The sequence below is a fragment of the Pantoea sp. VS1 genome (genome assembly GCF_002207995.1).
Classification (GTDB): domain Bacteria; phylum Pseudomonadota; class Gammaproteobacteria; order Enterobacterales; family Enterobacteriaceae; genus Pantoea; species Pantoea dispersa.
Window position 1 is genome coordinate 34,300 of the sequence record NZ_NHZE01000046.1, and the last position, 24,867, is coordinate 59,166.

Here is a 24,867-nt window from a genome sequence, read left to right on the forward strand (position 1 = left end):
GATATCTCGTAGGGTGTAAATTCATGCGCACCTGGATAACCCTGCATAGGCGTAATCAAGCAGATACCCTCGTTTCATTAATTTGTCAGAGTGGGTAAGTTTTAAATCCAGCGCTATGATTAATGAGATGGTTGTAATAACCCCGGATAAATTTCAGCGCTTGCCAGCAGTTATAAAGCGATTCTCTTTTGATTTGAGTTAGCGCAGCACACGACATTTTCGACAAGGAGAAAGTTACCAACCAGATGGTTTTTGCGAAGGGCGTGCAAGAGCTGGCTGGAAGTGTTGTCGGCGACTTAAAAGCCTACAAAATGGATGCGGCGGAAAAAGAAACCTCTGACCGCCTGCTTAAAGAACATCCTGAATACGCAAACCTCTCGAAAGATGAGTTTAATGCGCGCGTACAGAGCGATCCTGCCTATAAAGCAGTAGCAGATTTGTGGGGCACAGGTGGTACCAAACCGTTAGAAGATGTGCGCTTTAGATTTTACGGAAATACAACACCGGCTAAAACTCAAGGCGAAATGGTAGGAGCTAGATTAGTACGGGAGTGGGATCCAGCAACTGGGCAAACCCGAACATGGTATGAGACGTTGGATCATTCAGGCAATGTGAGAAGTGTTGCGCCTAAGCCTGTTACTGATGAAAAAAATCATCATATTTTTGATGCTGATGGTAACTACCAAGGGTGGAGATAATTATGAATATTCTTCCAAACAGGGAAATGCTTAAGGAAGTAATACAGCAGCTTAATGCAGGTGTTGTAAGTCGTTCACAGGTATCTGAATGGGCTTTTTCAATCATAGATGATGAGGAAATCAGAGTGACAGACCAAATTGTTTGGAAAACTCTGGAATGTTTAGGTGCAGTAGATATTCCTTCGACAGACCGTGACTACCTCTATGGGACAGATGATTTTATAGACTGGTTAAAATCACTGGATGAATAGCTAATAAATCCCGGCCATCGAGCCGGGATTTTTACATTATCACTCAGCCGCCAGCCAGATGATCATCTGCCCCGGTGTGGTGATCACCTCGACCTTCTGCCCGGTATCAAATCCCAGCTCAGCCATCCAGTGGCCGCGCAGGGTGATGGACGGTGACGGCTGATGCTTCAGGTGGTCGCGGATATATCCCACGGTATAACGTCTAAGGTTTTTTAAAGGAGTATGTTGGCGGCGAAATTGGTGGCGAGGAAATATATAGTATCTATGGCATAAATTTTAAGGATGTCTGTGGTGGAGATATTGTTTATCAGAATTTAACTGATGTGAAAAATGGCAAGGCAAAAGAAAAACAACTCGTTGTAAGTGAAACTGATTTTGGTGAAAAATTCTATTTTGACTACTCGCAACTTAAAGATGAAGAGTGTCCAATATTTCAGAAGCTACCCTCAGGGAATTCACTGCATTATGCGAATAACTTCTATGAGTTTTTGTGTAAGCGAATCGAAGCTCACCTGAATTAGTTTCTATAATTTTTACTTTCAGGCCCATAGCTGGCGGGATTTTCTGTCCTAATCTCCTTCGGCAACAGACAACATATGTTTTTTGGATAATCACCATTTGAGGAGTTTCTCGACATCAGCACAGCAAACAGGTGCTAAACGGGCAGTCAGCTGTAGGGTGCGCATTGATGCGCACCAGGATAACGCCGTGGTGTCCATCAAACGGACCGGTGGGATAAGTTTTCACATAGTGTAGCCGTGGTGGAATGCGTTGTGGGCCTGTTAAGAGGCGTGAAGGGCGAAACTGAAGGATTGATATACGTGATCAGATATCTTATTTAACATAATCATGATTATGCGCACTTTAGCCCGAAAGGTAAATCAATAGTATCCACACACAGCTCCATTAGTTTAATGGCTGCCAGTTATGGCGCACTCATCATTCTTCAAATCCTCGCCGGCAATAACGGATAACACTTCGTCCAGTTGTAGTTAGTCTTCGCCAGTATCAGATCTCCCGCCACCGCACCAAAATTGATGTCCTGACGTTCATAAAAGAATCGACGCAAAACTGCGGGTAAAAAGTCAGCGCTGTAGCGCAGTAGCGTGCTGTGCCAGAATGGTGCCGGCAACGGGCTGTTGCCATGCCGCATCAGCAATTCATTTTCCCAGTCTGAATCCAGAACCTTGTCGCATAATGACTGGCGCATGGCAATCGCAGGCGTATCAGGTATACCCGCAAGCAATAACTGACTGGGCAACGCCACTAAGCGCAGATCCCGGATAACGATTTTTTTCGCAGCAAATTCCTGCCAGATCGTGGTCAGTTGCGCCACTTTCGCTGGTAAAGGCTCATTGATGTTGTAAAGCGGCAAAGTCAGAGGCAAAAAAGTAAAATGAAGACCTTGCACTGGCAAGGTATCGGCAAGCGGATCAGCCTGTGTGAGTCGTTGCAATTCATCAAGCAGACGTAACACCGGTAAGGAAACTGACGGCTTTATCCCTGCGGCAAGCGCCAGCTTTACCGGATCGTAGTAATTCTCTTCACGGATGTTCCCGATGCCTGCATTTTTCGCCCACAGCGCAATGGTGTTCTCGTTTGCAGAACGGTACCGGGTTTGCAGACTGATTGGTTGCATGTCAGACCTTAGGGTATTTGGATGAGCGCTGATAATTAATTATGAAACGTTTTTTAGCAGATACTCCAGCCTGATTGTGGTGCAAACGCGTGATTATCTCATGCCTATTCAACCCCGCTTAAACGATGCGCGATTTGTCTTCGCTCTGACGGATCAAAGCGTTTACAATGCCGGCGAAATTTTTACTGATGAGGATACACAATTGGACACCTGTCCCACACGATTACAATCGGTGCCGATGCTGAGATAGCCTCATCGCTGTCTTAGCCCTGCGTTAAGACGGTGGATTTCCCTCCCCCTTTTTCCTGCGTTCTGTCTGGCCCCGCTGTAATCCATTCTTATAACTCTGCATATCCATTGCCCGGCGGTGATGGAGTGAGGTCTGACATGGACTGGAAAATCTTTTTATTGCGCGTCACGGTCGCGCTGGTTCTGGGCGCGCTGATTGGCAGCGAGCGCCAGCTGCGCCAGCGCCTGACCGGGCTGCGCACCAATGCGCTGGTTAGCACCGGTGCCTGTTTGTTTGTGCTGATGACGCAAAGCGTACCGGGAATTGCCGCAGATGCCTCGCGCGTCGCCGCCTATGTGGTTTCCGGCATCGGCTTTCTTGGCGGTGGCGTCATCATGCGCGATGGCCTGAATGTGCGCGGCCTTAACACCGCCGCCACGCTGTGGTGTACCGCGGCGATTGGCGTTCTTTGCAGCATGGGCTTGTTGCTGGAGGCAGGCATCGGTTGCGTGGTTATTCTGTGCGCCAACATCCTGCTGCGCGAGCTGGCACAGGGCATCAATCGGCAGAGCATCATTACTGCGGAAGACGTCAGCCAGTATTACAAAGTGCAGATCATCTGTCTGGCGGCCGATGAGGTACAGGTGCGCAGCCTGATGCTGCATAGCCTTGGCGGCAGCGGTCTGCGGCTGCAATCCCTGCACAGTGAGGATCTGGAACCCTCACACCGCATGGCGGTGAATGCGGAGGTGCTGGGTAAACCCAGCCTGACCGATCAGCTGGAAAATCTGGTCAGCCGCATCAGCCTGGAAAAAGGCGTCAGCTCGGTCAGATGGCAGGTGTGTGAGCCAGAAACCGATTAATTCATCAAACGCAATGCGGCTGCGCTATCTGCCAAAGCGCAGCCGCAGCGTTGCCGGCAGCACGGTATGCTGGCTGATGGGGTCATCGCCGTTAATCATGGTAGTGAGCAGCGTAAAACACTCCTGCGCCAGGCGCGGCACATCCTGTTCAACGGTATCGATCGGCAGTGTCAGTGAGTCATACAGATAGTGATCGTCAAAGCTGGCCACGCGGATGTCGCTGTGCAGCAGGTGATGCTGGCTCATGTAGCGCAATACCCCTTCCAGCAGACCGCAGGCGGCGGTAAAAATCGCTTTAGGCGGACGCCCCAGCCGGGCGCACAGTGCGGCAAACATTTCATAACCGCTGCTCGGGTGATAGTTGCCGTGAATGATCCACTCCGGCCGTGGCGTCACACCTGCCCGCTCAAGACCCTGCATAAAACCGGCCAGACGGTCTTTGGTGGGTGACAGACGCGGCTGACCGCCGAGGAAATAAATCTCATCCGGATTGGCACGCGCCAGCCGTTCCACCAGCTCAGCAGTCGGCGTGACCGAATCGGTCATCACCAGCGGAAGCTGCGTATCATTAACGTAGCGGTCAAACAGCACAATCGGCAGTTGATCGCTCAGTTTGACGTAGTCACTGTCGCTTAACATGCTGGACGCCACAATCAGCCCATCCACCTGACGCGCCACCAGATTATCCACCACCACCCGCTCCTGCCCGGCGTTCTCGTCAGTGCAGGAGATCAGCAGCTGTAACCCCGCCTCACGACACAGATTTTCCAGCGCGTGCGAGAACACGGCAAAACCATGGTTGGTGATCTCCGGCACCACTAAACCCAGCGTATGGCTGCGATTATCGCGCAGCGAGCGCGCGTGGATACTGGCCTGATAGTGATGTTCGCGCGCCAGCGTTAATACCCGTTCGCGCGTCTCTTTCGCCACGCGCAACTCTTTGCCACGGCCATTCAGCACCAGGCTGGCGGTGGCTTTGGACACCCCCGCCAGCGCGGCGATATCCGCTATGGTAACGCGTTTGGTTTTTCTCACGTCAGTGCATCGGTTAAGGAAACAATGACTTATTCTACCATGCACGGCCGCAACGACCAGTAGCGCGCCGTCACTTCTGCGTGTCCGGTCAGGGTTAATTGCGCCGGATGCGCCGGGAAGTAGCGGCTGCTCATCACCCCTTCCCCTTCATTAATGAAAATCTCGACGCTGGAGTGATCGCACAGTAACTGGAGCTGACTCACCGCGCCGCGCCAGTAACGGAACTGCCACTCGCCGTTTGCCAGACTGCGCCGCGCGAGCCGCAGCCCGTCGCCGCGCCACTCCAGCCGTAGCTGGTCGGCAAAATCCAGGGTGATGTCGCCCTGCCCGCTCAGCAGTAACTCCAGCCGCTGCGCATCAATGACCGGCGCATCATCTGCCGGGCCCTGATAGTGCTGTTCAGCGCTGCGCAGCGCCTGCAGTTCAGTAACCGGACGCTGGAACAGCCGGCCATCACGCGTGCCCAGTTCGCGCACGCAGGTCATCTGATGGATCCAGCCATTGGCCACCGTAGGCTGCAGCATCTCCTCGCCATCCGGCACGCCCATCCAGCCCACCAGCAGCCGGCGTCCGTCGGCGGTTAGCGTGGTTTGCGGCGCGTAAAACTCGAAACCGGCGTCAAGCTCATGCAATTCGCCATGGCTAAAGCGGGCGTTAGCGTAATCAAGATCGCCGGACAGCCACGCGCTGGGATGCGCATTGAGAAAACGGTGCTGTTCCCGGGCAAGCCCCTGCGGGCAGCAAATCAGGAAGGTGGTATCGCCGAGGGTAAACATGTCCGGGCATTCCCACATATAACTGGCTGCCGTCAGCCCGTTCAGGCCGCTGCCGGCAATCTCGCCCAGATTGTGCCACTGCCGCAGGTCCGCCGAGCGCAGCAGCAACACTTTGCCCTGCTTTTGTTGATCCTGCGCACCCAGCACCATGAACCAGTGCTCGCCATGCCGCCACACTTTCGGGTCGCGCACGTGTCCGGTATAGCCGTCGGGCAGCGCGATCACCGGCCCGAGTTTGTCAAAGCCGCCCTGCGCATTCTGCACCGCCAGACACTGCCAGGCGGTGCGCGCGCCATCGGCAAACTTCACATTGCCGGTATAAATCAACGTCAGCGCGCCATTATCATCAACGGCGCTGCCCGAATAGCAGCCGCTGCGGTCATACTCCTCATCCGGCATTAGCGCTATGGGTTCATGCTGCCAGTGCAGCAAATCGGCTGAACTCCAGTGGCCCCAGCATTTATGCTGATGCTGGCAGCCCAGTGCATTCCACTGATAGAACAGATGGTAACGCCCGGCGAAGTGGATAAAGCCGTTCGGATCGTTAAGCAATCCGGTGACGGGCGCCAGATGCCAGCCCGGATAATGCGGGTCGCTCAGCGCGCGCGGCTGACCGCGCATCACCGCCTGTAAAATATCGGGTAACAATGTAGAAGCCGCCATTATTCCGCGTCCGTTTTGTATTTGAGCAGATAAGAGATCATAAATGCGCTGCTGAACGCGATCACCATGCCAATGGCATAATTAAGCAACGAGCTGGCCTGCACAATCGCCATGCCCGGCAGACCGGTCAAACCGACAGCCGTCATATACACATGCACCGACACTACCCAGGCACCGCCCAGCGCGCCGCCAATCAGGCCGGCGATAAAGGGTTTCATAAAGCGCAGGTTGATACCGAAAATCGCCGCCTCGGTAATACCCAGCAGCGCTGAAAAGCCTGACGGCAGCGAAATGGCTTTGATTTTCACATCTTTGGTTTTGAACCATACCGCCAGACAGGCACCGCCCTGCGCCACGTTAGACATCGCCCAAATCGGCAGCAGGAAGTTGACGCCAATTGCCGGATTGCCCAGCAGCCCGGCTTCAATCGCATGGAAGCTGTGGTGCACGCCGGTGATCACGATAACAGAGTAAAGCCCGCCAAACACCAGTCCGGCCAGCCAGCCGGCATGGGCAATCAGCGTGCTGAGGACGAATGAGATACCGTCGCCCAGCATCCGTCCTGCCGGACCAATCACCAGCAGCGCAACGAAGCCGGCGATAATTACCGTCAGGAACGGCGTCAGGATCAGATCCAGCGCGTCCGGAATCACCCGGCGCAGCTGCTTCTCCAGCACGCTCATAAACCACACCGCCAGCAGCACCGGAAACACCGTGCCCTGGTAGCCGATCATCGCCACTTCGATACCGAAAAAGTTCATGGTATGGAAGCCGGCCGCCACGCCCCAGGCGTTGGTGAGCGCCGGATGGGTCAGGATGCCGCCGAGCGTGGCGCCGAGGAACGGGTTACCGCCAAACTCACGCGCCGCGGTGAAGCCAATCAGGATCGGCAGGATGATAAAGGCCGCTGAGCTGCACATATCCAGCATGATATACAGCGCGTTGTCGGGGTTAACCCAGCCGTAGGTTTTAACCATGCCGAGCAGCCCCATCAGCAGGCCAGAGGCTACAATCGCCGGGATGATCGGTACAAAAATGTTCGACAGCAGACGCGCAATGCGCTGAAACGGGTTGAGCTTGCGCGCGGCGATATCCGCCGCTTCCGACTTGCTGGTTTCACTGATGCCAGCTTCGCGGATAAACGCGGCATACACTTTATTCACCACGCCGGTACCAAAAATCACCTGCAGCTGTCCGGCATTGCGAAAACAGCCCTTCACGCCCTCCAGCTTGCCAATCGCGGCGGTGTCGGCTTTGGCGTCATCCACCAGCACCAGGCGCAAACGTGTGGCACAGTGCGCCGCACTGGCGATATTTTCCCGACCTCCCAGCAGCGGCAGCAGCGACCGGGAAAGAGTAACAAAATCCATAGTAACCTCTGTTTTTGGTTGTTATGCCATCATGCGCTAAGCGGCCCGCACGCGGGCCGTTTCATCAGAACCAGGTTTCCATTTGCACGCCAAAGTTCCACTCGCCACCGGACTTAAAGCCGGTGCTGCCAAAGGCGTCATCGCTGGCGTAGTTATCCAGACGATGATCCCAGTCCATCCAGCTGGCGAACAGGCGGATTTCCGGACGCTTGAGGAATTCGCCAACGTCGCTGGCTTTGAGCGTGGGGGCGACGGTGAGCTTGTAGAAGTTGCCGCTAACGGCCTGGCGATTGTTATAGCCTTCAGGCCGCAGATCCATGTACTGATATGAGCCTTCATACTGCATCTCAAAGTTCTGCGTGAATTCCTGAATCAGGCGCAGGTTCACGGTGGCCCACTCATAGCTGTCGCCTTTGACGTAGCGGTCTTTGCTGCTCTGCGCCAGCAGCGCCGGCGCGATGTGCCAGCCATCACCCAGCGGCGTCATGCCGTAGCTGGCGAGCCGCCAGGTATTCGCCTGCGGCAACAGCGCGCCGTCGGAACCAATGCTTTTCACCTCTGCGCCGAGGCCATGACCGTACAGCAGCGCGGTTTTCGCTGAACCTTCACCCAGGCCGTAGAAGCTGTCGTTGTGCAATCCGACCAGGGCGTGCACACCGTCACTGGCGGCATCACTTTTCACGCGGTTGCCGTCAATATCGGTGCGCTGATCGTTATCTTTCGCGCGCATGCCGCTCACCATCAGCTGCAGCGGCCCGACAAAGTTATTCAGCGACAGAATGTAGTTTTGCGCGGTGTTGTCGTTATTTTCGATGTCCCCGAAGGTGCGGCCATAAATCGACAGGTTGCTGCGGGCGTCATCGCCCCACTTCATGTCGTAAATACCGGCCCCGGTTCCGGCGAGAAACACCACATCGGAATCGATCCAGTGGATGTCGAAGTTATCGCGGTCGAAACGCTTACCGGCCCACACCGTGGAGTCTTTGAACGCACCGGTGAAGGTCGGTAGCTGCCCCAGTTCGACAAACGCCTGACGCAGGTTGAGATCGCTGCTGGCGGCAGTCCAGTCGTTGTAGGTGCGCTGTCCGTCGGCCAGCATCGCCTTGAAGCGCGTGGTGGCACCGTTGGTCAGCGTTTGTTTATGTTCGAGGTTAAGTTCAACGTAGGTATCCGGCTCATTGCCGAGCCGCCCGACGTGACCGCCGGTCTCACCGGCTGGCGTGACGGTGGGCCCGCCCTGAGTTTTCGCAGCGGAACTGTTCATCAACAGGCCGGAGCGTGCGTAGCCATGAAACTCAAAGCCCTCTGACTCGCTGCTGGCGGCGGGCGCAACAGGCTGAGCGGCCTGCGGTTCGGTCTGTGCCACGGCAACCGGCGTCGGGTTCTGCTGCTGCACCGCAGCCAGCTTATGCACCTGCTGTTCCGCCGCCTGCGCGCGCTGCTCCGCCACGCTGGCACGCTGTTCAGCTGCGGCCAGCCGTTTTTCCATCGCCGCCAGACGCGCTTCAATACTGCTCATGTCGTCTGCCGCCCAGGCTGGGCCTGAGCCTAATACGGTACTAAGGGTTATAGCGATTATGCTTTTTTTCACTGTTTTGCATCCCTGAGGCAAGGCTATCATCAGATGTATTTTTTGCTAAACCGGTTTAGGCACCGCATCATAGCGGTGCCATTTTTTAAAGCGCAATGGATTTTGCTAAACCGATTTAGTGGATGTGAGATACATCGCAAAACAGGGAAAACGGCGGGGTCAGATACTGTGCTGCTGTAGCTGTTGATAGTTGGGTAACGCGGTCATCGCGCCTTTGGCGGTAGTGGCCAGCGCCCCGCATACCTGCGCCGTGCGCAGGCAGGCCGCCAGCTGCGCTTCATCCGCCGGCAGACCCCGCTGCGCCAGTTCCCACAGCAGTCCCGCCACGAAGGCATCGCCGGCACCGGTGGTATCCACGCTGATCACCGCGCGCGCGGAATAGTGAGTTTGCCGGCCATTAAAATAAGCACGCACGCCAGCGCTGCCCTGTGTGACTAACAACAATTTAAGAGAGAAGCGCTGCGTCAGTTGCGCGATGCCGCTGTCAATGTCGGTGGTGTCCGTCATAAAGGCCAGTTCTTCCACGGAGAGCTTCACCACATCCGCCCGTTGCAGGGCCGCACTGAGGCATTGCAGCAACTCCGCCGCATCGGACCACAAATCAAGACGGATATTCGGATCGAAGCTGACAAAACCACCTGCCTCGCGCACGCGCTGCATGGCGGTTAACGCCGCCGTGCGCGACGGCTCGGCGAGTAACGCAATCGAACAGCAGTGCAGCCACTCGCCACACTGAAACCGCGGTAAATCGTCTGGCGTGAGAAATAAGTCGGCGCTGGGGCGCACCATGAAGGTGAAGGTACGCTCGCCCTGCTCATCCAGGGCCACGACCACCGTGGAGGTACGCTGCTGCGCATCTTTGCGCATGTGGGAAACATCCACCTTTTCCTGCGCCAGGATCTGACACAAAAACTGGCCAAAAGGATCGTCGCCTACCCGTCCGATAAATCCGCTGTTACCCGCCAGCCGGGCGATACCCACTGCCACGTTAGCGGGTGCGCCACCGGGACACTGCAACAAACGGCCTGCGTCATCAGGCAGCAAATCCACTACGGCATCACCCAGACACCAGATACGTTTCATCATGATTCAGTCTCACTTGATCGCTAAAACGGTTTAGCAAAGCAGGCATATTAATCATGAATGCGGGTATTTGTCACCGTGAACACTCCGACAGGCTTCAGACTTGTCCGTTGCTGGGATCGGTTTTGCCCTGCCGCATGGTCGTCTGCGTATTGACGTCTATGCTTAAAGTTTTCCAAAACCTTATAAAAATCGGTGTCATTGAGATTTCATTTCGCCACTTGTCCGGAGGCAAAGGCATGAGCAACCCACGTGATGAGAAGACGCAGCGGTATTCACCGCAGCAGGAAGAGACAGAGCGAGCCCGGCTGACAGCCGGTGCCGGTTCCGCCGCGCCGGCCCCCGTCACGGTGCCGGTCACGCTGCAGGTGAACGGCGAACCTCAGCAGCTTAACGTGGATACACGTACCACGCTGCTGGACGCGCTGCGCGAAAATTTACACCTGACCGGCACCAAAAAAGGCTGCGATCACGGTCAGTGCGGCGCCTGTACCGTGCTGGTCAATGGCCGGCGCATCAACGCCTGCCTCACTCTCGCGGTGATGCAGCAGGATGCCGAAGTGACCACCATTGAAGGCGTCGGCACGCCCGAAGATTTGCATCCGCTGCAGTCCGCCTTTATCCGCCACGACGGCTATCAGTGCGGCTACTGCACGCCGGGGCAAATCTGCTCCTCGCTGGCGGTGCTGCAGGAAATTGCGGCGGGCATTCCCAGCCATGTCACGGGCGATCTGACCGCCGCGCCAGCGCTGAGCGATGAAGAGATTCGTGAGCGCATGAGCGGCAACATCTGCCGCTGCGGCGCCTATGCCAACATTCTTGCCGCCATTGAAGAGTACGCCGGAGGCCAGAAAGCATGAGAGCCTTTACCTTTGAACGGGCTGCGACGCCTGCACAGGCCGCCAGCAGCGCGATGCAGCATCCGGGCGCACGCTTTATCGCCGGCGGTACCAATCTGCTCGATTTGATGAAGCTGGAAATTGAAACCCCGTCGCACCTGATTGATGTTAACGGACTGGCGCTGGACAGCATTGAACCCACCGCCGGGGGCGGCTTACGTATTGGTGCGCTGGTGCGCAACACCGATCTGGCGGCAGATGCGCGCATCCGGCGCGACTATGCCGTGCTGACGCGCGCGCTGGTGGCAGGCGCTTCTGGCCAGCTGCGCAATCAGGCCACCACCGCCGGCAACCTGCTGCAGCGCACGCGCTGTCCCTATTTTTACGATGTTAATCAACCCTGCAATAAGCGTCAGCCCGGTACGGGCTGTGCCGCACGCGAAGGATTCAGCCGCCAGAATGCGGTAGTGGGTGTCAGCGAAGCCTGTATTGCCACCCATCCCAGCGATATGGCGGTGGCGATGCGACTGCTGGATGCGGTGATTGAAACCGTCAGCCCTGATGGCAGCCAGCGCGCTATTCCCATCGCTGAATTCTACTGCGCACCGGGCGACACGCCGCACATCGAAACCGTGCTGCAGCCGGGTGAGCTGATCGTCGCGGTTACCCTGCCTGCACCGCTGGGTGGCACGCACATTTACCGTAAGGTGCGCGATCGCGCTTCTTACGCCTTTGCGCTGGTCTCAGTAGCAGCGGTTATCCTGCCTGAGGGTGGCGGCCGGGTGGCCGTCGGCGGCGTGGCCCATCAGCCGTGGCGCAGCACGGCGGCGGATGCTGAACTTCCTCACGGGGCGCAGGCGGTCTGCGATGTGCTGTTTGCTGATGCACGTCCCACTGAAGCCAACCGATACAAATTGTTGCTGGCGCAGCGCACGCTCGCCTCAGCGATCGCGGAAGCGAGGAGCAACGCATGAAATTTGACACACCAGCAACCGCCAATCCTATCGACCAGCAGCGCGTCGTCGGCCAACCGCTGGCACGCATCGACGGGCCGTTAAAAACCACCGGCTCGGCGCATTACGCCTATGAATGGCACGCTGAAGCGCCGGATGCAGCCTACGGTTATGTGGTCGGCGCGCCAATTGCCAAAGGCAATATTCTCTCGATTGACACCCACGCCGCGGCGCAGGCACCGGGCGTGCTCGGCATCGTCACCGGAGCAACCGCCGGCAAGCTCAACAAGGCAGAGCGCAATACCGCGACGCTGCTGGCGAATAATAAAATCGAACACTATCACCAGGCCGTGGCGCTGGTGGTGGCGGAGACCTTTGAGCAGGCACGTGCAGCCGCGCAGCTGGTTAAGGTTAACTGCCAGGCTGAAACGGGGGCTTACGATCTCGCAGCGGCCCAGCCAGAGGTGACAACGTCACCCGAAGGTGAGCCGGATAAAACATTGGGCGACGTCGATGCTGCCCTGCACAGCGCAGCCTTTACGCTGGACGCCACCTACACCACGCCCGATCAAAGCCATATGGCGATGGAGCCTCATGCTTCCATGGCGCTGTGGCAGGACGATCACCTGACGGTCTGGACCTCGAATCAGATGATTAACTGGTGCCACACCGACCTGGCGCACACGCTCGACATGCCGATGGAAAAGGTGCGTGTGCTCTCTCCTTACGTCGGCGGTGGCTTCGGCAGCAAACTTTTTTTACGAAGCGATGCGCTGCTGGCGGCTCTGGGTGCGCGCGCCGTGGGACGCGCGGTGAAAGTGATGGTGCCGCGCCCGATGATTCCCAACAACACCACGCACCGGCCAGCAACGCGGCAGCGCATCCGATTAGCTACCGATGCGCATGGCCATCTCACCGCCATTGCCCATGAAAGCTGGTCCGGTAATCTGCCGGGCGGAACGCCGGAAACTGCGGTGCAGCAGACTGAATTACTCTACGCCGCCGCCAATCGGCTTACCGGGTTGCGCCTCGCCGAACTCGATCTGCCCGAGGGCAACGCGATGCGTGCGCCGGGTGAAGCGCCCGGTCTGATGGCGCTGGAGATTGCCATGGATGAAATGGCTGCCATCGCCGGTATCGACCCGGTTGAGTTTCGCATCATCAATGATACACAGGTCCATCCGCTGCATCCGGAGCGCTTCTTTTCACGCCGCCAGCTGGTGCAATGCCTGCGCACCGGCGCCAGCAAATTTGGCTGGGCGGAGCGCTGTGCTAAACCCGGGCAACGGCGCGAGGGGCGCTGGCTGGTGGGCATGGGCGTGGCAGCCGGTTTTCGTAACAACCTGCTGGCGCCCTCTGCCGCGCGCGTGCAGCTGGATGCGCAAGGCACAATTACCGTCGAAACCGACATGACCGATATCGGCACCGGCAGCTATACCATCATCGCCCAGACGGCAGCCGAGATGATGGGCGTGCCAATTGAGCAGGTCAGCGTGCGGCTCGGCGATTCGGCGTTTCCTGTCTCGGCGGGTTCGGGTGGCCAGTGGGGAGCCAACACCTCCACGGCCGGAGTGTATGCGGCCTGCGTCCGGCTACGCGAGAAGGTTGCCGCTCAGTTGGGTCTGGATGCAGAAAGCGCAGAGTTTGCCGATGGGCACGTTCACGCCAGCGGGCAGCGCCTGCCGCTCACTGCGGCGGGTCCGCTGATGGCGGAAGAGACCATGGAATTCGGCGATCTGGACAAAACCTTCCAGCAATCCACTTTTGCCGGCCATTTTGTTGAAGTGGCGGTCGACAGTGCCACCGGTGAAGTGCGCGTGCGGCGTATGCTGGCGGTGTGTGCTGCGGGGCGCATCCTTAACCCCAAAACCGCGCGCAGTCAGGTGATCGGCGCGATGACCATGGGCCTCGGCGCCGCGCTGATGGAGGAGCTGGCAGTGGACACCCGGCTCGGCTACTTCGTCAATCACGACATGGCAGGCTATGAAGTGCCGGTACACGCCGATGTGCCTGAGCAGGAGGTGATTTTCCTCGATGACACCGATCCGGTCTCTTCGCCGATGAAAGCCAAAGGCGTCGGTGAACTGGGGCTGTGTGGCGTCGGTGCTGCGCTGGTTAATGCGGTCTACAATGCCACCGGCGTACGAGTGAGAGACTATCCGGTGACGCTGGATAAGTTACTCGCCGCGCTGCCCGATCAGCCGTGATGCAGGTCCCCTCCGCCAGGGCATGCTGGCTGGCGGAGGGTGGAAAAGCGTAAGTGGCTAAGCCGTCAGGACTGGTTAACAGGTCATCAATCTGATAATATTGAGACCTGTTAACCAGTCTGGAGAGACGTATGCCAAACATCATTCTCAGCGATATGAGCGCCAGCGTCAGTGAATTAAAAAAGAATCCTATGGCGACCGTCAATGCGGGAGAAGGCTTGCCGGTGGCGATTCTCAATCGTAATCAGCCCGCCTTTTATTGTGTTCCCGCACAACTTTACGAGCAAATGCTGGAAGCGCTGGACGATCAGGAACTGGTTAAAAAGGTAACTGAACGCCACCAGCAGCCGCTGATTGACGTGGATTTGGACAGCTTTCTGTGACATGGACAGTTAAGTTCAGGGAAGAAGCCCTGAAGGAGTGGCATAAGCTGGATAAAGCCATTCAGCAGCAGTTTGCCAAAAAGCTCAAAAAATGTTGTGAAAATCCTCATATCCCCTCAGCCAAATTGCGTGGCATTAAAGACTGCTACAAAATTAAACTCAGGGCTTCCGGGTTTCGCCTGGTTTATCAGGTGATTGATGACCAGTTGATCATCGCCGTGGTCGCGGTGGGTAAACGCGAGCGCAGCGACGTTTATCATCTTGCCAGTGACAGAATGCGCTAACGCGTGACGCCGGCCCTCTGCGGCCAGCGTCACTGCGGTGGTTAATGCTCTCAGCGCCCCGCTTCCTTCGCCAGCCCGCACCAGTGCACCAGCGTCAGCGCAATGGCTTTGGTACAGGCCACCAGATCGGCAATCGGCACATGTTCGTTAGGCTGATGCGACAGCGCCGGATCGCCGGGACCAAAGTTGACCGTCGGCGTCTGGCCCAGCGTGCTGGGCAGGCCAATGTCGCTGTGGGCACCAAAGCCGGCCAGCTGCGGGCTCAGTGCCGCGTCACTCACGCCCTGCTGAAAAGCGCTGACAAAAGGATGATCGGCCGGGATCTCGGCGCAGTCGGCGTCCAGTATCCACTCCACGCGCGCCGGATGCTTTGCCAGGTAAGGATCCAGCGCACACACCTTCGCCACGTGCGCCTCAATCTCCTGTTTTACCTTACCGCCCAGCCCCATCTCATCCTTTTCTGCCGGCAGATATTGCACGTCGATGACGATCTCGGCGCGGCCGGCAATCGACGCCGGGTGCTCGCCCACTTTCAGCTGCGTCACGATAATCTGGTTGGGCAGATCCATGAGTGGATGGTTTTTGTCGGGCTGCGTCTGCCAGCGGCGGTTCAGCACATCAAGCCCGTCCAGCATCTGGCGGCACAACATCACGGCATCAACCGGACCGCTGCTGTCCCAGCTGTTCGGCGTTAATTCCGCATGACCGCCGATGCCATCCAGAATGATGCGCGCCCACAAAATGCCGTGGCAAATCGGCGCGATGCGGTTGGCAGTGGGCTCCGTCATGATACCGGCATCGGCTTTGAAGCCGCGATCCACCATTGCCAGCGAGCCCATGCCGCCGATCTCTTCATCCACTACCGTGGTGAACACCACGTCGCCGGCCAGCTGCACGTTGAGATCCTGCAGCAGCTCCACCGCCATCAGCATGCAGGCTACGCCACCTTTCATATCGACCGCGCCGCGACCATACACCGCCTCGTTGCGGATCTCCGGCACAAAAGGATCGCTGTGCCAGTGCTCAGCTGGACCCGGTGGTACCACGTCAATATGGCCGGTAAGCATCAGCGACCTGCCGCCACCGGATCCGCTCAGGGTGCCGCCCAGATTGGGACGGCCTTCGAAGGTGCGGCCTTTATTGGCGCCCGGGCGGCCCTGATACTTCTGGTACAGCGCCGGGCCATCCGGATCCCACAAATCGGTGTCCATGCCCAGCGCCATCAGCCGCTGCTGCAGATAGCGCTGGCAGTCGCGCTCGCCTGGCCCGGCCTCGCGCGGATCGACCTTTACCACCGAGGGAAACGCCAGCAGGTCGCATAATGTCTGCGCGATACGCTGCGCGCTGGCATCGACGTGCGCGCTAATTTTTTCAGTCAGACTCATGTGTTATCTCCGATAGATAAAAAGTCGTTGTGCCATTAACACCATGATTAACAGCATGCCCACCACGCCCAGTTGCCACACGCTGTTCAGCCCCAGCTGCAACATGCAGGTTTTGAGGGTGACCAGCATCAGCGCGGCGGCGAGAACGCCGATGACACTGCCGCGCCCGCCAAAGATCGCCACGCCACCCAGCAGCGCGGCAGTCAGCGATTCCAGCTCAAGATTGACGCCGATTTCCGGGCGGGCGCTGCCGAGCCAGCACAGCGAAATAAAGCCGGCGCAGCCCGCCAGCGCGCCGCTCAGGCAGTAAACCAACAGCCGCAGGCGATCGACCGGAATGCCCACCAGCCGCGTGGCGTGCTCGTTGAAGCCGCAGGCGTAGATCCATTTGCCCCACGCGCTATTGCTGAGGATCAGCCACGCCAGCAGAAACGCCGGGATGACACAGGTTAAGAAAGGCAACGGAACGGACAGCATGGCCGCCCGGCCCCACTGCGTCAGCAGCGGCGGCACGCCGGCCAGCGCCGCGCCACCGGTTAATGCGAGCGCCAGGCCGGAAAACAGATAAAAACTGCCCAGCGTAACGATCAGCGGCCAGAGGCGTAAGCGCGCCACCAGCAGGCCGTTCAGCGCGCCGGCCAGGCTGCCGCTCAGCAGGCAAATCAGCGGCAGCCAGCCGGGCGCAATGCCCTGATTGAGTGCCAGCATGCCGATGACCGCCGAGAGCGAAACGTTACCGCCAACCGACAAATCAATGCCGCCGCCGCCTGTCATCACCACCAGCGACTGCCCGAGCGCCACCAGCGACAGCAGCGTGGCAAACTGCAGGATGGAGGTCAGCGACCATGCCGCCAGCATCTGCGGCAGCACAATCGCGATGGCGCCCAGCAGCAACAGCCACAGCGCCAGCAGCAGCGTCAGGTCGGGGGCTTTGCGCCACAGTTTCATGCCAGCCTCCTTAGCGATAACAGCCGCCCACTGGCTGCTTCACTGCTCAGCACCAGCAACAGCACCGCCCCGGTGACCACGGTTTGCCACAGCGAGGGCACGCCAATCAGCAGCAGGCCATTTTGCAGAATGCGCAACAGCAGCACGCCGAGCAGCGTGCCGAGCAGACTGCAGGAGCCGCCGGTAATGCGTGTGCCGCCCAGCACCACCGCGGCAATCGCCTCCAGTGCCAGCGTGCCGCCGACGGTCATCTCCACGTTACGATAGGTGGCGATGTAGCAGGTGGCGGCCAGGCCGCACAGCACGCCGCTGAGGGCAAAGGTCACGACACGCACCTGAGTTACCGGAATGCCCGCCAGCCGCGCTTTTTCTTCGGAGTTACCGGCGGCTAGCAGCCATAACCCGTACGGCGTATGGCGCAGCGCCAGCCATACCAGCGCCCAGGCCGCGATAATCAGCCAGGCCATCAGCGGCAATCCCAGCAGCGGCCGCATCAGCGCATGCGTCAGATCGCCCGGCAGACCGGAAAGCCACTGCCCGCCCAGCAGCACAAACAGCGCCGTGCGCCAGACGCCGAACAGCCCCAGCGTGCCAACAATTGCCGGAATGCGGCCAATCACCACCACCAGCGCGGTGATCAGCCCTGCCAGCAGGCCAATAAGCGGTCCGGCCAGCGCCGCCAGCAGTGGGGATTGCAGCATCAGCAGTTGTCCGACGCCCCACGCGGCCACGCCCATCACTACGCCCACCGACACATCGACGCCGCCCATGGCGATCACCAGCGTCATACCCAGCGCGATCAATAGCAGTTCGCTGCTGTTGCGCAGAATGGTCAGCAGGTTGTCAGCGGTGGCAAACCACGGTGAAAACCACGTAAAGCAGGCGCCAGCCAGCACGGCGATCGCCAGCAGGACGATTTCCCGCGAAGTCATATGCATCACAGGCCTCGTCAGAATTTGAACTGGTCGACGTTATCTTTGGTGAACACCGCCGGCTTGCCGAGCAGCAGCACACCGGTTTTGCTGTCAAAGGTCACCGGTTGAGCGAAGCCGGGAACGTGATTTTCGGCAGCAAACGCTTTCCCGTCGATCAGCTGTTTGCCCGCCCACACCGTCAGATAGCCAAGCTTTTCCGGGTCCCACAGCACGGTGTAGCCAAACGCCCCGCTTTTCAGGTAGGCGCGCGCGGTATTCGGGCTGCAGAAACCGCTGCCGATCACCTTGCCGTTTTTGCCAGCGGTTTCGATGGCCTGCGCCACGCCCGGACAGGTCGTGGAGGCCATGGCAATCACCCCTTTCAGATCGGGGTTAGCGGACATCAAATCGGTGGTGATTTGCGCCGCGCGGCTGGCGGAGCCGCCGGCGTACTGGGGTTTGAGCAGCGTAATGTGCGGGTATTTGCTTTTCACCCGCTGCTGCATAAAGCCAATCCAGCTGTTGAGGTTGGACGCGGTGGCTTCGCCGGAGACGATGCCAATTTTGCCGCGCTCGCCGACGCGTTTGACCATCTCATCGATCACCGTATCGCCCAGGCCCTCATCGGTGGCCTGCGCCACATAGACCGGCCGCCCGCTGTCGGGCGCATCGCTGTCGCTGGTGAACAGATGCACATTACTCGCCTGCGCCTGCGCCATCACCGGCGCAATACTGGAGGCATCCAGCACGCTGATACCAATCGCATTGACCTTCTGCGCAATCAGGTTCTGCACGATCTGCAGCTGATCCATCGGGTTGGTATCTACCGGACCGCTATAGACAAACTCCACGCCGAGATCGTGCGCGGCGCGCTTGCCGCCCGCCTCCATCGCCTGAAAATAGGGAATACCGATGATTTGCGGCACGAAGGCCACCTTTTGTGCCGCGAAGGCGTAACCCGATACCAGCAACGACAGCGAACAAACAGCAGTAGCAATGCGATGCATGATGATTTCCCCTGGTGTGAGTGCTTAGGTGTTTTCGAAAATGCGCGCATCAGGATGCGCACCGGTAATGAGTGCAACGATTTCGTCTGGCGTGGTGTCCGCGTGACGGCGCTCGGCGATTTTGCGGCCGCGACGAAACACCACCATGCGATCGGCCACGGCAAACACATCGCTGATGTTGTGGCTGATCAGCACCACGGCGCAGCCGCGTTCCGCCAGGCGGCGCGTCAGCTGCAGGACTTTCTGCGTCTCCGCGACCGCCAGCGCGGCGGTGGGTTCATCCATGATCACCAGCTGCGCGTTGAGATTGAGTGCGCGGCAGATCGCCACCGCCTGGCGCTGACCGCCGGACAGACTGCCGACCGCCGCTTCGGCATCGGAAATGTGCGCATCGAGTTCGGTCAGCAGTCGATCCACCGTTTCGCGCATCGCGCGGCGGCGCAGAAAAGGAATGCCGAGCACGCGGCGCTTCAGCTCGCGGCCAAGAAACACGTTCTCGGCAATCGACAGATTCTCTGCCAGCGCCAGCTCCTGATAGATGGTGGCAATACCGTGCTCGGCGGCCTGGCGCGGCGAGGTGAATTTCACCGCCCTGCCGTCTACCCACAGCTCGCCGTCGCTGGCGCTGTACGCGCCGGATAACACTTTGGTAAAGGTCGATTTGCCCGCGCCGTTGTCACCCAGCAGAGCCAGCACTTCACCACGATGGATCGACAGATTGACCTGGCTAAGCGCCGTTAACGCGCCGAAGCGTTTGCCAATGTTGCGCGCTTCGATGAAACAGCTAGTCATGGGCGCTCTCCGGGTAAGCCGCGCTGTGGAAATCGATCTCCCACTGCAGTACGCGGGCGTAAAGTTGCGACAGCTGCGCCTGTTGCGCCGCGCTGAGCGTCAGTGCGCACTGGTCCAGTTCGGTTTTCAGCCACTGCGCCTGCTGATGGAACTCGTCTTCGGCATGCATCTCTACCCAGCGGCGCATGTCAGCGTCCTGCTGCGATTGCGCGCTGACGCGCAGGCACCAGTGGTAATACATCCACTCGGCACCGAACATCAGGGTGATGATTTCCGCATAGCTGCCCTGCTGCGCGACTTTCAGCATGCCATCGCGGAATGCGCTGACACCGGGCAGATCGTCCGGATAATCCGCTGACTGAATGCCGCGCCGCGCCAGCACCGCCTCAAACCAGGCGATTTGCGTATCCACCAGCGCATTGAGCACGCCAATCAGCCAGCGCTGCTGACGAATGCCGGGCGCCTTGCTCACCGCCAGCGCAAAAATAGCGATGGCGGTGGCGACGAAGTTACCCTCAAACACCAGATAACGATTAAACACGCTGTCCGGCAGCCGATCGTGCTCAATGTCGACGACAAAGCGGTGCTGCTGCATCGCCTGCCATAGCGCCTGATGCTGCGTCAGCAGCCGATCGCTGAAGCTTTCCATCACGCCTCCTCCAGCGCAGCCTGCGCCACCGCCATGAAGTGCTTCACGCGCGCCAGTTCTACCGGGTTCCACCACACGCCATCAACTTTCAGCGTGCTGGCGACAATCACCCCCTGCGTGCGGCCAAGGATCTGACAGACGTTGTCCGGCGTCACGCCTGAGCCCACCAGCAGCGGCAAGGCAGTTGCGGCGCGGATTTCGTCGATCTCACTCAGCGTGGCGCTGTCGCCGGTGCGCTGGCCGGTGGCGATCACCGCATCGGCTTCGAAGAAGTCAACGTCACGCGTCAGCTCCTGAATCGAGCGGTCGGCGACAATCGCGTGGCTGCCGTGTTTAACATGGCTATCGGCAAATACGCGGATGTGATCGGCCCGCAGCTGATTGCGATAGCGCAGCGCTTTAGCGGCTGCCCCTTCGATAAAACCTTCATTGGCGATATAGGCATTGGCCCACTGGTTAACGCGCACAAAATCCGCCCCGCCGGCTAATGCCGTGGCAATCGCCGGGATTGCCGCATTGGCCAGCACGTTAATACCCAGCGGTGCAGCAAAACGCTCGCGAATTTTATCGGTGATCACCGCCATAAATGCCGCTGTTTCCGGACCAATATCGTCGGGCTTGGCAAAGGGAATATCGCCATGATTCTCAACGATTAAACCGTGCACGCCGCCGGCCAGATAATTATCCGCGTCGCGCAGGGCACAATCGATAATTTCACTCACCGGCTTGCCGCGATATTTCGGCGAGCCGGGAAAAGCATCACAGTGAATAACACCAATCACCGCTTTACTGCGTGAAAAAATATCTTGTATCGCGTTACTTTTTTCTGCTGATATAGAAGCCATCTCTTTCACCTTATTAACGAGAAAACTATGCGTGTCTATGTTGCAGGCAATATTGTGGTGGATGAAACCTGGTCCATCGATCAACTCCCTGAAAAAGGCGCCTCAATTCATGGCAAAAAAATTGCGCAGGATATCGGTGGCAAAGGCGCCAATCAGGCAATCATACTTTCGCGTTGCGGCATCGATACGCGCTTAATTAGCGCCACCGGCGATGATATTAACGGCCAGTGGATCCGCGAACGCATCCGGCACGAGAAATTAACCCTACTGCCGCCTCAGTTTTTGTCTGCTCACAGTGACACCTCAATTATTTTTAATAGCAGCGATGGCGATAATGCCATTATTACTACCACCGCCGCGGCCGACGCGCTGGCAGCCGATATTATCCTGGCTTACTTAGCCGATGCCGCTGCCGGCGATATTCTGCTGCAGCAGGGCAATTTTTCTGCGGATAAAACCCGCCGGTTATTTAGCTGGGCAAAAGCGCACGGCTTAACCACGGTATTTAATCCTTCACCGGTCAATCCGGACTTCGCCGATCTCTGGCCACTGATTGACATCGCGGTGGTCAATCAACCGGAAGCCGATCTGCTGCAACCCGCCGGCGTTAACACGCTGGTGATTACCCAGGGTGCTGCCGGTGCGCTGCTGATACGCGGCAATCAGCGCGTATTCTGCCCGGCGATCAACGTCGCGGCCGTCGATACCACCGGCGCCGGTGACACCTTCCTCGCCGTGCTGCTGGCGTCTGCTCTGCTGCGCGGCGTCGCGCCCGACCTGCTGGCGCTGCAGCATGCCAGCGCGGCGGCGGCGATCACCGTCAGTCGCACCGGCACGCTGAACGCGTTTCCCGATGCTGATGAATTACAACGTATTCTGGCGCAGCGCTAAGCTCGGGCGCAGACGTTCGCGTCTGCGCCTGGCGGTTACTTAAACAGCGAACGGTAGCTATCGACGTTGGCTTTGGTCACCACCGTGGCCGGAACCAGAATGGTTTTGCTCACGGTTTTGCCGGCCGTCAGGCTATTCAGCGCTTTCAGCGCTTCTTCACCCATTTTCTTCGGATCCTGCTGCAGCACGGCGGTAACGTAGCCACCGTCAATGCCGCTGATGGCTTTTGCCGTCAGATCCCAGCCGAATACTTTGATGTCCTTCTGCCGCCCCTGGTTTTCTACTGCGGCAATGGCACCCAGCAGCGCCGGCTCGCCGGTGGCATAGATCGCGGTGAGATCCGGGTTGCCGGTAATCAGGTTTTCGGCAGCGGTCATGGCGTTGTCCTGAATATTCTGGCCATCGACCACATCGGCGACCGTTATCTGGCTGTTGCTTTTAATCGTCTCTTCAAAGCCTTTCTGGCGCTGGTTTTGGATGGCAGAATTGAGCGCGCCGACAATTCCCAGTCGCGCTTTGCCGCCCATCTCTTTCGCAACATAATCGACAAAGTATTTACCGAGGATTTTTCCACCTTCGAGGTTATCTACGCCCACCTGCGCTGCCTGCGGACCGGCAGGCAATACGGCATCAATCGCAATCACCGGAATATTCGCCGCTGCGGCTTCTTTTATCGCTGGCATAATACCGTTGACATCGATTGCATCCACCAGAATGCCTTTCACTCCCTGCTGAATATAGTTTTCAATCGCATCGTTTTGCGCCACGGGATTATCGTTGGCGTTATAAATCACCAGCTGTTTACCGCTGGCTTTGGCTGCTTCCTGCGCGCCCTGATTCATCAGATTGAAAAACAGCGCCTGCTGATTAATCTGGACTAACGCATAAGTGGGTGCGGCGTGAGCCTGAACGCATAATGAACCTGCGGCGAGTAAACTACTCGCAATGAACAGTGAACGCAGTTTTCCGCTGAAAGATGACATCATTGAGTTCCTCGTCGGGAATAATAATAACCAGCGCTTCTCAGCGATGTACCGCTGAGCGTTTATTTTGGCAGGTAAATATCAGTTCAATGATTCTGAGCACGGCGATAATGCCGTGTTTTGATGCCGCCGGCGTCGTCTTTTTCGGCATCCCATCCACTGGGAGTGCGGCGTGAAAAAAACAATGTCGGGTTGGGAAGTTAATCCCGGTACTGCGGTAAACGCTTTATACAATTCGCCCGACGAATTTTTTTGTCAAGTGTTTATTTCTCCAGCGACGCAATCGGGAAAGCGCTGTATTAGTCGCGCTTAACTGTGTTACAGATAAGCCACCCCGGCAAACATGGCGAAATGGATGAGTACAAAACGCGTGTTGTTATCTGACGTGGCAAAGCTGGCTGGCCTGTCAAAAGCCACGGTGTCACGCTATCTGAATCACAGCATTGTGCTGCCGCAGGACACCGTTGACCGCATTGAAAGCGCGATCCGCACGCTGGACTATCGCGGTAATTCTCTTGCGCGGCGTTTAAGCAAAGGCGGCAGCGAAACCCTGGGCCTGGTGCTGCCGGATATCACTAACCCGTTTTTTGCCGAACTGGCGGATGCCGCCGAAGAAGCGGCGTCGGCACACGGTTACAGTCTGGTGCTGTGCATCACGCGCAACAACCCGGACAAAGAGGCGCAGTTTATCCGCTGGCTGGATACGCGCCAGGTGGATGGCCTGCTGTTCACCACCAACCGGCCGGACAACGGCCTGCTGCGCGACGAGATCCAGCGCCAGCGCCATGTGGTGCTGCTGGATGAAGACATTCCCGGCAGTAACGTGCCGAAGGTCTTTGCGGATAACGTGCAGGGTGGCCGCATGGCCACTGAGCAGCTAATCGCCGCCGGGCACACGCAAATTGCGTTTATCGGCGGCCCGGAGCAGCTGATGAGCGTGCGCGAACGCTATCTTGGCTTTTGCACCGCGATGCAGCAGGCCGGTTTAACCGTACCGCCGCAATGGGTGATGTATGGTAACTACGAACGCGAATTTGGTCAGCAGGCGTTGCAGCACCTGTTCCGCTGCACGCCGCGCCCTAGCGCCGTGTTCGCCGCCAGTGACTATCTGGTGCTGGGACTGCTCGACGGTCTGCGCGCCATCGGCCTGCAGGCACCGGCGGCGCTATCGCTGGTCGGCTTCGATGACGCCAACTACAGCGATCTGACCCAGCCGCGCATCTCCACCATCCGCCAGCCAGCGCGCCAGCTGGGCCACACGGCGGTGAGCATCATGCTGCGCCTGCTCAACAACGACAGCAGCATCCCGATGGAAACACGTTTACCGGTTGAATGGATTGGTCGCGATTCGGTGGGATTTGTTAGCGATGTCCCAAAATGAGGCAAAACTGCACAATCATGGCGCAAAAAGTGAGCGATTTTTTCCGTTAGCAGTATAGTGAGTAAACCGGTTTACTTGCTGATTACATAACATACGATGTATTACAACAAGTTAGCTGCGAGTGTAGTGCCTGTTATGCAGGCTGGCATGGATGCTGCAATGTCATACCTGGCGAGTAAATATCATTGTAGCGTTTACCCTGTTGCTG

26 protein-coding genes are annotated in these 24,867 nt (G+C 58.0%); 11 read left to right on the top strand and 15 right to left on the bottom strand.

Translation table 11 applies throughout. The features are described 5' to 3' along the window. Positions 1 to 245: 245 nt before the first annotated feature. Positions 246 to 698: a hypothetical protein gene (locus CBW22_RS26820; RefSeq protein ID WP_254919546.1), complete on the top strand. Its 453-nt coding sequence runs from the start codon at positions 246 to 248 to the stop codon at positions 696 to 698. A gap of 2 nt (positions 699 to 700) precedes the next feature. After that, positions 701 to 949 (top strand): hypothetical protein, encoded by a 249-nt coding sequence (locus tag CBW22_RS19465; RefSeq protein WP_088517607.1) that lies wholly within the window; start codon positions 701 to 703, stop codon positions 947 to 949. A 39-nt stretch (positions 950 to 988) separates the two neighbouring features. Here the strand turns inward: CBW22_RS19465 and CBW22_RS19470 are convergent, their stop codons facing one another. Further along, a complete protein-coding gene (locus CBW22_RS19470; RefSeq protein ID WP_088517608.1) occupies positions 989 to 1,141 on the bottom strand; it encodes a SymE family type I addiction module toxin in 153 nt (50 codons plus the stop codon). A 77-nt stretch (positions 1,142 to 1,218) separates the two neighbouring features. Between CBW22_RS19470 and CBW22_RS19475 the strand changes: the two genes are divergently transcribed. After that, positions 1,219 to 1,470, top strand: a complete 252-nt coding sequence (locus CBW22_RS19475; protein ID WP_441339122.1) for a hypothetical protein — start codon at positions 1,219 to 1,221, stop codon at positions 1,468 to 1,470. A 425-nt stretch (positions 1,471 to 1,895) separates the two neighbouring features. On the opposite strand, the gene CBW22_RS19480 is transcribed toward CBW22_RS19475, so the two are convergent. After that, positions 1,896 to 2,588: a hypothetical protein gene (locus CBW22_RS19480; protein ID WP_088517610.1), complete on the bottom strand. Its 693-nt coding sequence runs from the start codon at positions 2,586 to 2,588 to the stop codon at positions 1,896 to 1,898. 387 nt (positions 2,589 to 2,975) lie between these two features. On the opposite strand from CBW22_RS19480, the gene CBW22_RS19485 reads away from it, so the two are divergent. Beyond that, positions 2,976 to 3,680 (top strand): MgtC/SapB family protein, encoded by a 705-nt coding sequence (locus CBW22_RS19485; RefSeq protein WP_088517611.1) that lies wholly within the window; start codon positions 2,976 to 2,978, stop codon positions 3,678 to 3,680. A gap of 24 nt (positions 3,681 to 3,704) precedes the next feature. On the opposite strand, the gene CBW22_RS19490 is transcribed toward CBW22_RS19485, so the two are convergent. The 5 genes from CBW22_RS19490 to CBW22_RS19510 form a co-directional block, all read right to left on the bottom strand. Beyond that, on the bottom strand, positions 3,705 to 4,715 hold the full coding sequence (locus CBW22_RS19490) for a substrate-binding domain-containing protein (RefSeq protein WP_058758751.1): 1,011 nt from the start codon (positions 4,713 to 4,715) through the stop codon (positions 3,705 to 3,707). Positions 4,716 to 4,744: 29 nt separating this feature from the next. Beyond that, positions 4,745 to 6,154 carry a sucrose-6-phosphate hydrolase gene (locus tag CBW22_RS19495; RefSeq protein WP_088517612.1) on the bottom strand — a complete coding sequence of 470 codons (1,410 nt, stop codon included), beginning with the start codon at positions 6,152 to 6,154 and terminating at the stop codon, positions 4,745 to 4,747. Then, the gene (locus tag CBW22_RS19500; protein WP_088517613.1) at positions 6,154 to 7,524 is read right to left on the bottom strand and encodes a sucrose-specific PTS transporter subunit IIBC; all 1,371 of its coding nucleotides are present in this window, start codon (positions 7,522 to 7,524) and stop codon (positions 6,154 to 6,156) included. Before CBW22_RS19500 ends, CBW22_RS19495 begins: the two co-directional genes overlap by 1 nt. A 64-nt stretch (positions 7,525 to 7,588) precedes the next feature. Further along, the gene (locus tag CBW22_RS19505) at positions 7,589 to 9,145 is read right to left on the bottom strand and encodes a carbohydrate porin (RefSeq protein ID WP_441339121.1); all 1,557 of its coding nucleotides are present in this window, start codon (positions 9,143 to 9,145) and stop codon (positions 7,589 to 7,591) included. Positions 9,146 to 9,274: 129 nt separating this feature from the next. Beyond that, positions 9,275 to 10,201 carry an aminoimidazole riboside kinase gene (locus tag CBW22_RS19510; RefSeq protein WP_088517615.1) on the bottom strand — a complete coding sequence of 309 codons (927 nt, stop codon included), beginning with the start codon at positions 10,199 to 10,201 and terminating at the stop codon, positions 9,275 to 9,277. Between the two features lie 236 nt (positions 10,202 to 10,437). Between CBW22_RS19510 and paoA the strand changes: the two genes are divergently transcribed. The 5 genes from paoA (at position 10,438) to CBW22_RS19535 (ending at position 14,864) form a co-directional block, all read left to right on the top strand. Continuing rightward, entirely contained in the window at positions 10,438 to 11,058 is a 621-nt protein-coding gene (gene paoA, locus CBW22_RS19515) for an aldehyde dehydrogenase iron-sulfur subunit PaoA (RefSeq protein WP_088517616.1), read from the top strand. After that, positions 11,055 to 12,011: an FAD binding domain-containing protein gene (locus CBW22_RS19520; protein WP_088517617.1), complete on the top strand. Its 957-nt coding sequence runs from the start codon at positions 11,055 to 11,057 to the stop codon at positions 12,009 to 12,011. Before paoA ends, CBW22_RS19520 begins: the two co-directional genes overlap by 4 nt. After that, on the top strand, positions 12,008 to 14,197 hold the full coding sequence (gene paoC, locus CBW22_RS19525) for an aldehyde oxidoreductase molybdenum-binding subunit PaoC (protein ID WP_088517618.1): 2,190 nt from the start codon (positions 12,008 to 12,010) through the stop codon (positions 14,195 to 14,197). The genes CBW22_RS19520 and paoC overlap by 4 nt, the downstream gene beginning before the upstream one ends. Before the next feature lie 131 nt (positions 14,198 to 14,328). Beyond that, positions 14,329 to 14,580, top strand: coding sequence for a type II toxin-antitoxin system Phd/YefM family antitoxin (locus CBW22_RS19530; protein WP_088517619.1), 252 nt, complete (start codon positions 14,329 to 14,331; stop codon positions 14,578 to 14,580). Next, a complete protein-coding gene (locus tag CBW22_RS19535; protein ID WP_058770149.1) occupies positions 14,577 to 14,864 on the top strand; it encodes a type II toxin-antitoxin system RelE family toxin in 288 nt (95 codons plus the stop codon). The genes CBW22_RS19530 and CBW22_RS19535 overlap by 4 nt, the downstream gene beginning before the upstream one ends. A gap of 50 nt (positions 14,865 to 14,914) precedes the next feature. On the opposite strand, the gene CBW22_RS19540 is transcribed toward CBW22_RS19535, so the two are convergent. Genes CBW22_RS19540 through CBW22_RS19570 form a run of 7 tightly spaced genes read right to left on the bottom strand, consistent with a single transcriptional unit; the run spans position 14,915 to position 21,404 of the window. After that, a complete protein-coding gene (locus tag CBW22_RS19540; RefSeq protein WP_058758757.1) occupies positions 14,915 to 16,249 on the bottom strand; it encodes a M20 family metallopeptidase in 1,335 nt (444 codons plus the stop codon). Between the two features lie 3 nt (positions 16,250 to 16,252). Continuing rightward, positions 16,253 to 17,197: an ABC transporter permease gene (locus tag CBW22_RS19545; RefSeq protein WP_088517620.1), complete on the bottom strand. Its 945-nt coding sequence runs from the start codon at positions 17,195 to 17,197 to the stop codon at positions 16,253 to 16,255. Next, positions 17,194 to 18,135 (bottom strand): ABC transporter permease, encoded by a 942-nt coding sequence (locus CBW22_RS19550; RefSeq protein WP_088517621.1) that lies wholly within the window; start codon positions 18,133 to 18,135, stop codon positions 17,194 to 17,196. The genes CBW22_RS19545 and CBW22_RS19550 overlap by 4 nt, the downstream gene beginning before the upstream one ends. An 11-nt stretch (positions 18,136 to 18,146) precedes the next feature. After that, positions 18,147 to 19,118, bottom strand: a complete 972-nt coding sequence (locus CBW22_RS19555; RefSeq protein ID WP_058758760.1) for an autoinducer 2 ABC transporter substrate-binding protein — start codon at positions 19,116 to 19,118, stop codon at positions 18,147 to 18,149. 24 nt (positions 19,119 to 19,142) lie between these two features. Next, a complete protein-coding gene (locus CBW22_RS19560) occupies positions 19,143 to 19,910 on the bottom strand; it encodes an ATP-binding cassette domain-containing protein (RefSeq protein ID WP_058770147.1) in 768 nt (255 codons plus the stop codon). Then, positions 19,903 to 20,559, bottom strand: coding sequence for a TenA family protein (locus CBW22_RS19565; protein ID WP_088517622.1), 657 nt, complete (start codon positions 20,557 to 20,559; stop codon positions 19,903 to 19,905). The genes CBW22_RS19560 and CBW22_RS19565 overlap by 8 nt, the downstream gene beginning before the upstream one ends. Next, entirely contained in the window at positions 20,559 to 21,404 is an 846-nt protein-coding gene (locus tag CBW22_RS19570) for a BtpA/SgcQ family protein (RefSeq protein ID WP_058758763.1), read from the bottom strand. Before CBW22_RS19570 ends, CBW22_RS19565 begins: the two co-directional genes overlap by 1 nt. A gap of 27 nt (positions 21,405 to 21,431) precedes the next feature. Between CBW22_RS19570 and CBW22_RS19575 the strand changes: the two genes are divergently transcribed. Then, positions 21,432 to 22,295 (top strand): PfkB family carbohydrate kinase, encoded by an 864-nt coding sequence (locus CBW22_RS19575; RefSeq protein WP_088517623.1) that lies wholly within the window; start codon positions 21,432 to 21,434, stop codon positions 22,293 to 22,295. Positions 22,296 to 22,330: 35 nt separating this feature from the next. Here the strand turns inward: CBW22_RS19575 and CBW22_RS19580 are convergent, their stop codons facing one another. Continuing rightward, positions 22,331 to 23,281, bottom strand: a complete 951-nt coding sequence (locus CBW22_RS19580; protein WP_088517624.1) for an ABC transporter substrate-binding protein — start codon at positions 23,279 to 23,281, stop codon at positions 22,331 to 22,333. A 340-nt stretch (positions 23,282 to 23,621) separates the two neighbouring features. Between CBW22_RS19580 and CBW22_RS19585 the strand changes: the two genes are divergently transcribed. Next, a complete protein-coding gene (locus CBW22_RS19585) occupies positions 23,622 to 24,659 on the top strand; it encodes a LacI family DNA-binding transcriptional regulator (protein WP_058775032.1) in 1,038 nt (345 codons plus the stop codon). Positions 24,660 to 24,867: the final 208 nt, after the last annotated feature.

Coding starts and splice junctions, on each gene's coding strand:
- CBW22_RS19520 (WP_088517617.1), top strand. CDS start 11,055: ATGAGAGCCTTTACCTTTGAACGGGCTGCGACGCCTGCACAGGCCGCC.
- CBW22_RS19545 (WP_088517620.1), bottom strand. CDS start 17,197: ATGAAACTGTGGCGCAAAGCCCCCGACCTGACGCTGCTGCTGGCGCTG.
- CBW22_RS19585 (WP_058775032.1), top strand. CDS start 23,622: ATGGCGAAATGGATGAGTACAAAACGCGTGTTGTTATCTGACGTGGCA.
- CBW22_RS19465 (WP_088517607.1), top strand. CDS start 701: ATGAATATTCTTCCAAACAGGGAAATGCTTAAGGAAGTAATACAGCAG.
- CBW22_RS19505 (WP_441339121.1), bottom strand. CDS start 9,145: ATGATAGCCTTGCCTCAGGGATGCAAAACAGTGAAAAAAAGCATAATC.
- CBW22_RS19550 (WP_088517621.1), bottom strand. CDS start 18,135: ATGCATATGACTTCGCGGGAAATCGTCCTGCTGGCGATCGCCGTGCTG.
- CBW22_RS19555 (WP_058758760.1), bottom strand. CDS start 19,118: ATGCATCGCATTGCTACTGCTGTTTGTTCGCTGTCGTTGCTGGTATCG.
- CBW22_RS19480 (WP_088517610.1), bottom strand. CDS start 2,588: ATGCAACCAATCAGTCTGCAAACCCGGTACCGTTCTGCAAACGAGAAC.
- CBW22_RS19565 (WP_088517622.1), bottom strand. CDS start 20,559: ATGGAAAGCTTCAGCGATCGGCTGCTGACGCAGCATCAGGCGCTATGG.
- CBW22_RS19570 (WP_058758763.1), bottom strand. CDS start 21,404: ATGGCTTCTATATCAGCAGAAAAAAGTAACGCGATACAAGATATTTTT.
- paoA (WP_088517616.1), top strand. CDS start 10,438: ATGAGCAACCCACGTGATGAGAAGACGCAGCGGTATTCACCGCAGCAG.
- CBW22_RS19500 (WP_088517613.1), bottom strand. CDS start 7,524: ATGGATTTTGTTACTCTTTCCCGGTCGCTGCTGCCGCTGCTGGGAGGT.
- CBW22_RS19575 (WP_088517623.1), top strand. CDS start 21,432: ATGCGTGTCTATGTTGCAGGCAATATTGTGGTGGATGAAACCTGGTCC.
- CBW22_RS19485 (WP_088517611.1), top strand. CDS start 2,976: ATGGACTGGAAAATCTTTTTATTGCGCGTCACGGTCGCGCTGGTTCTG.
- CBW22_RS19530 (WP_088517619.1), top strand. CDS start 14,329: ATGCCAAACATCATTCTCAGCGATATGAGCGCCAGCGTCAGTGAATTA.
- CBW22_RS19560 (WP_058770147.1), bottom strand. CDS start 19,910: ATGACTAGCTGTTTCATCGAAGCGCGCAACATTGGCAAACGCTTCGGC.
- CBW22_RS19540 (WP_058758757.1), bottom strand. CDS start 16,249: ATGAGTCTGACTGAAAAAATTAGCGCGCACGTCGATGCCAGCGCGCAG.
- CBW22_RS19495 (WP_088517612.1), bottom strand. CDS start 6,154: ATGGCGGCTTCTACATTGTTACCCGATATTTTACAGGCGGTGATGCGC.
- CBW22_RS19510 (WP_088517615.1), bottom strand. CDS start 10,201: ATGATGAAACGTATCTGGTGTCTGGGTGATGCCGTAGTGGATTTGCTG.
- CBW22_RS26820 (WP_254919546.1), top strand. CDS start 246: ATGGTTTTTGCGAAGGGCGTGCAAGAGCTGGCTGGAAGTGTTGTCGGC.
- paoC (WP_088517618.1), top strand. CDS start 12,008: ATGAAATTTGACACACCAGCAACCGCCAATCCTATCGACCAGCAGCGC.
- CBW22_RS19580 (WP_088517624.1), bottom strand. CDS start 23,281: ATGATGTCATCTTTCAGCGGAAAACTGCGTTCACTGTTCATTGCGAGT.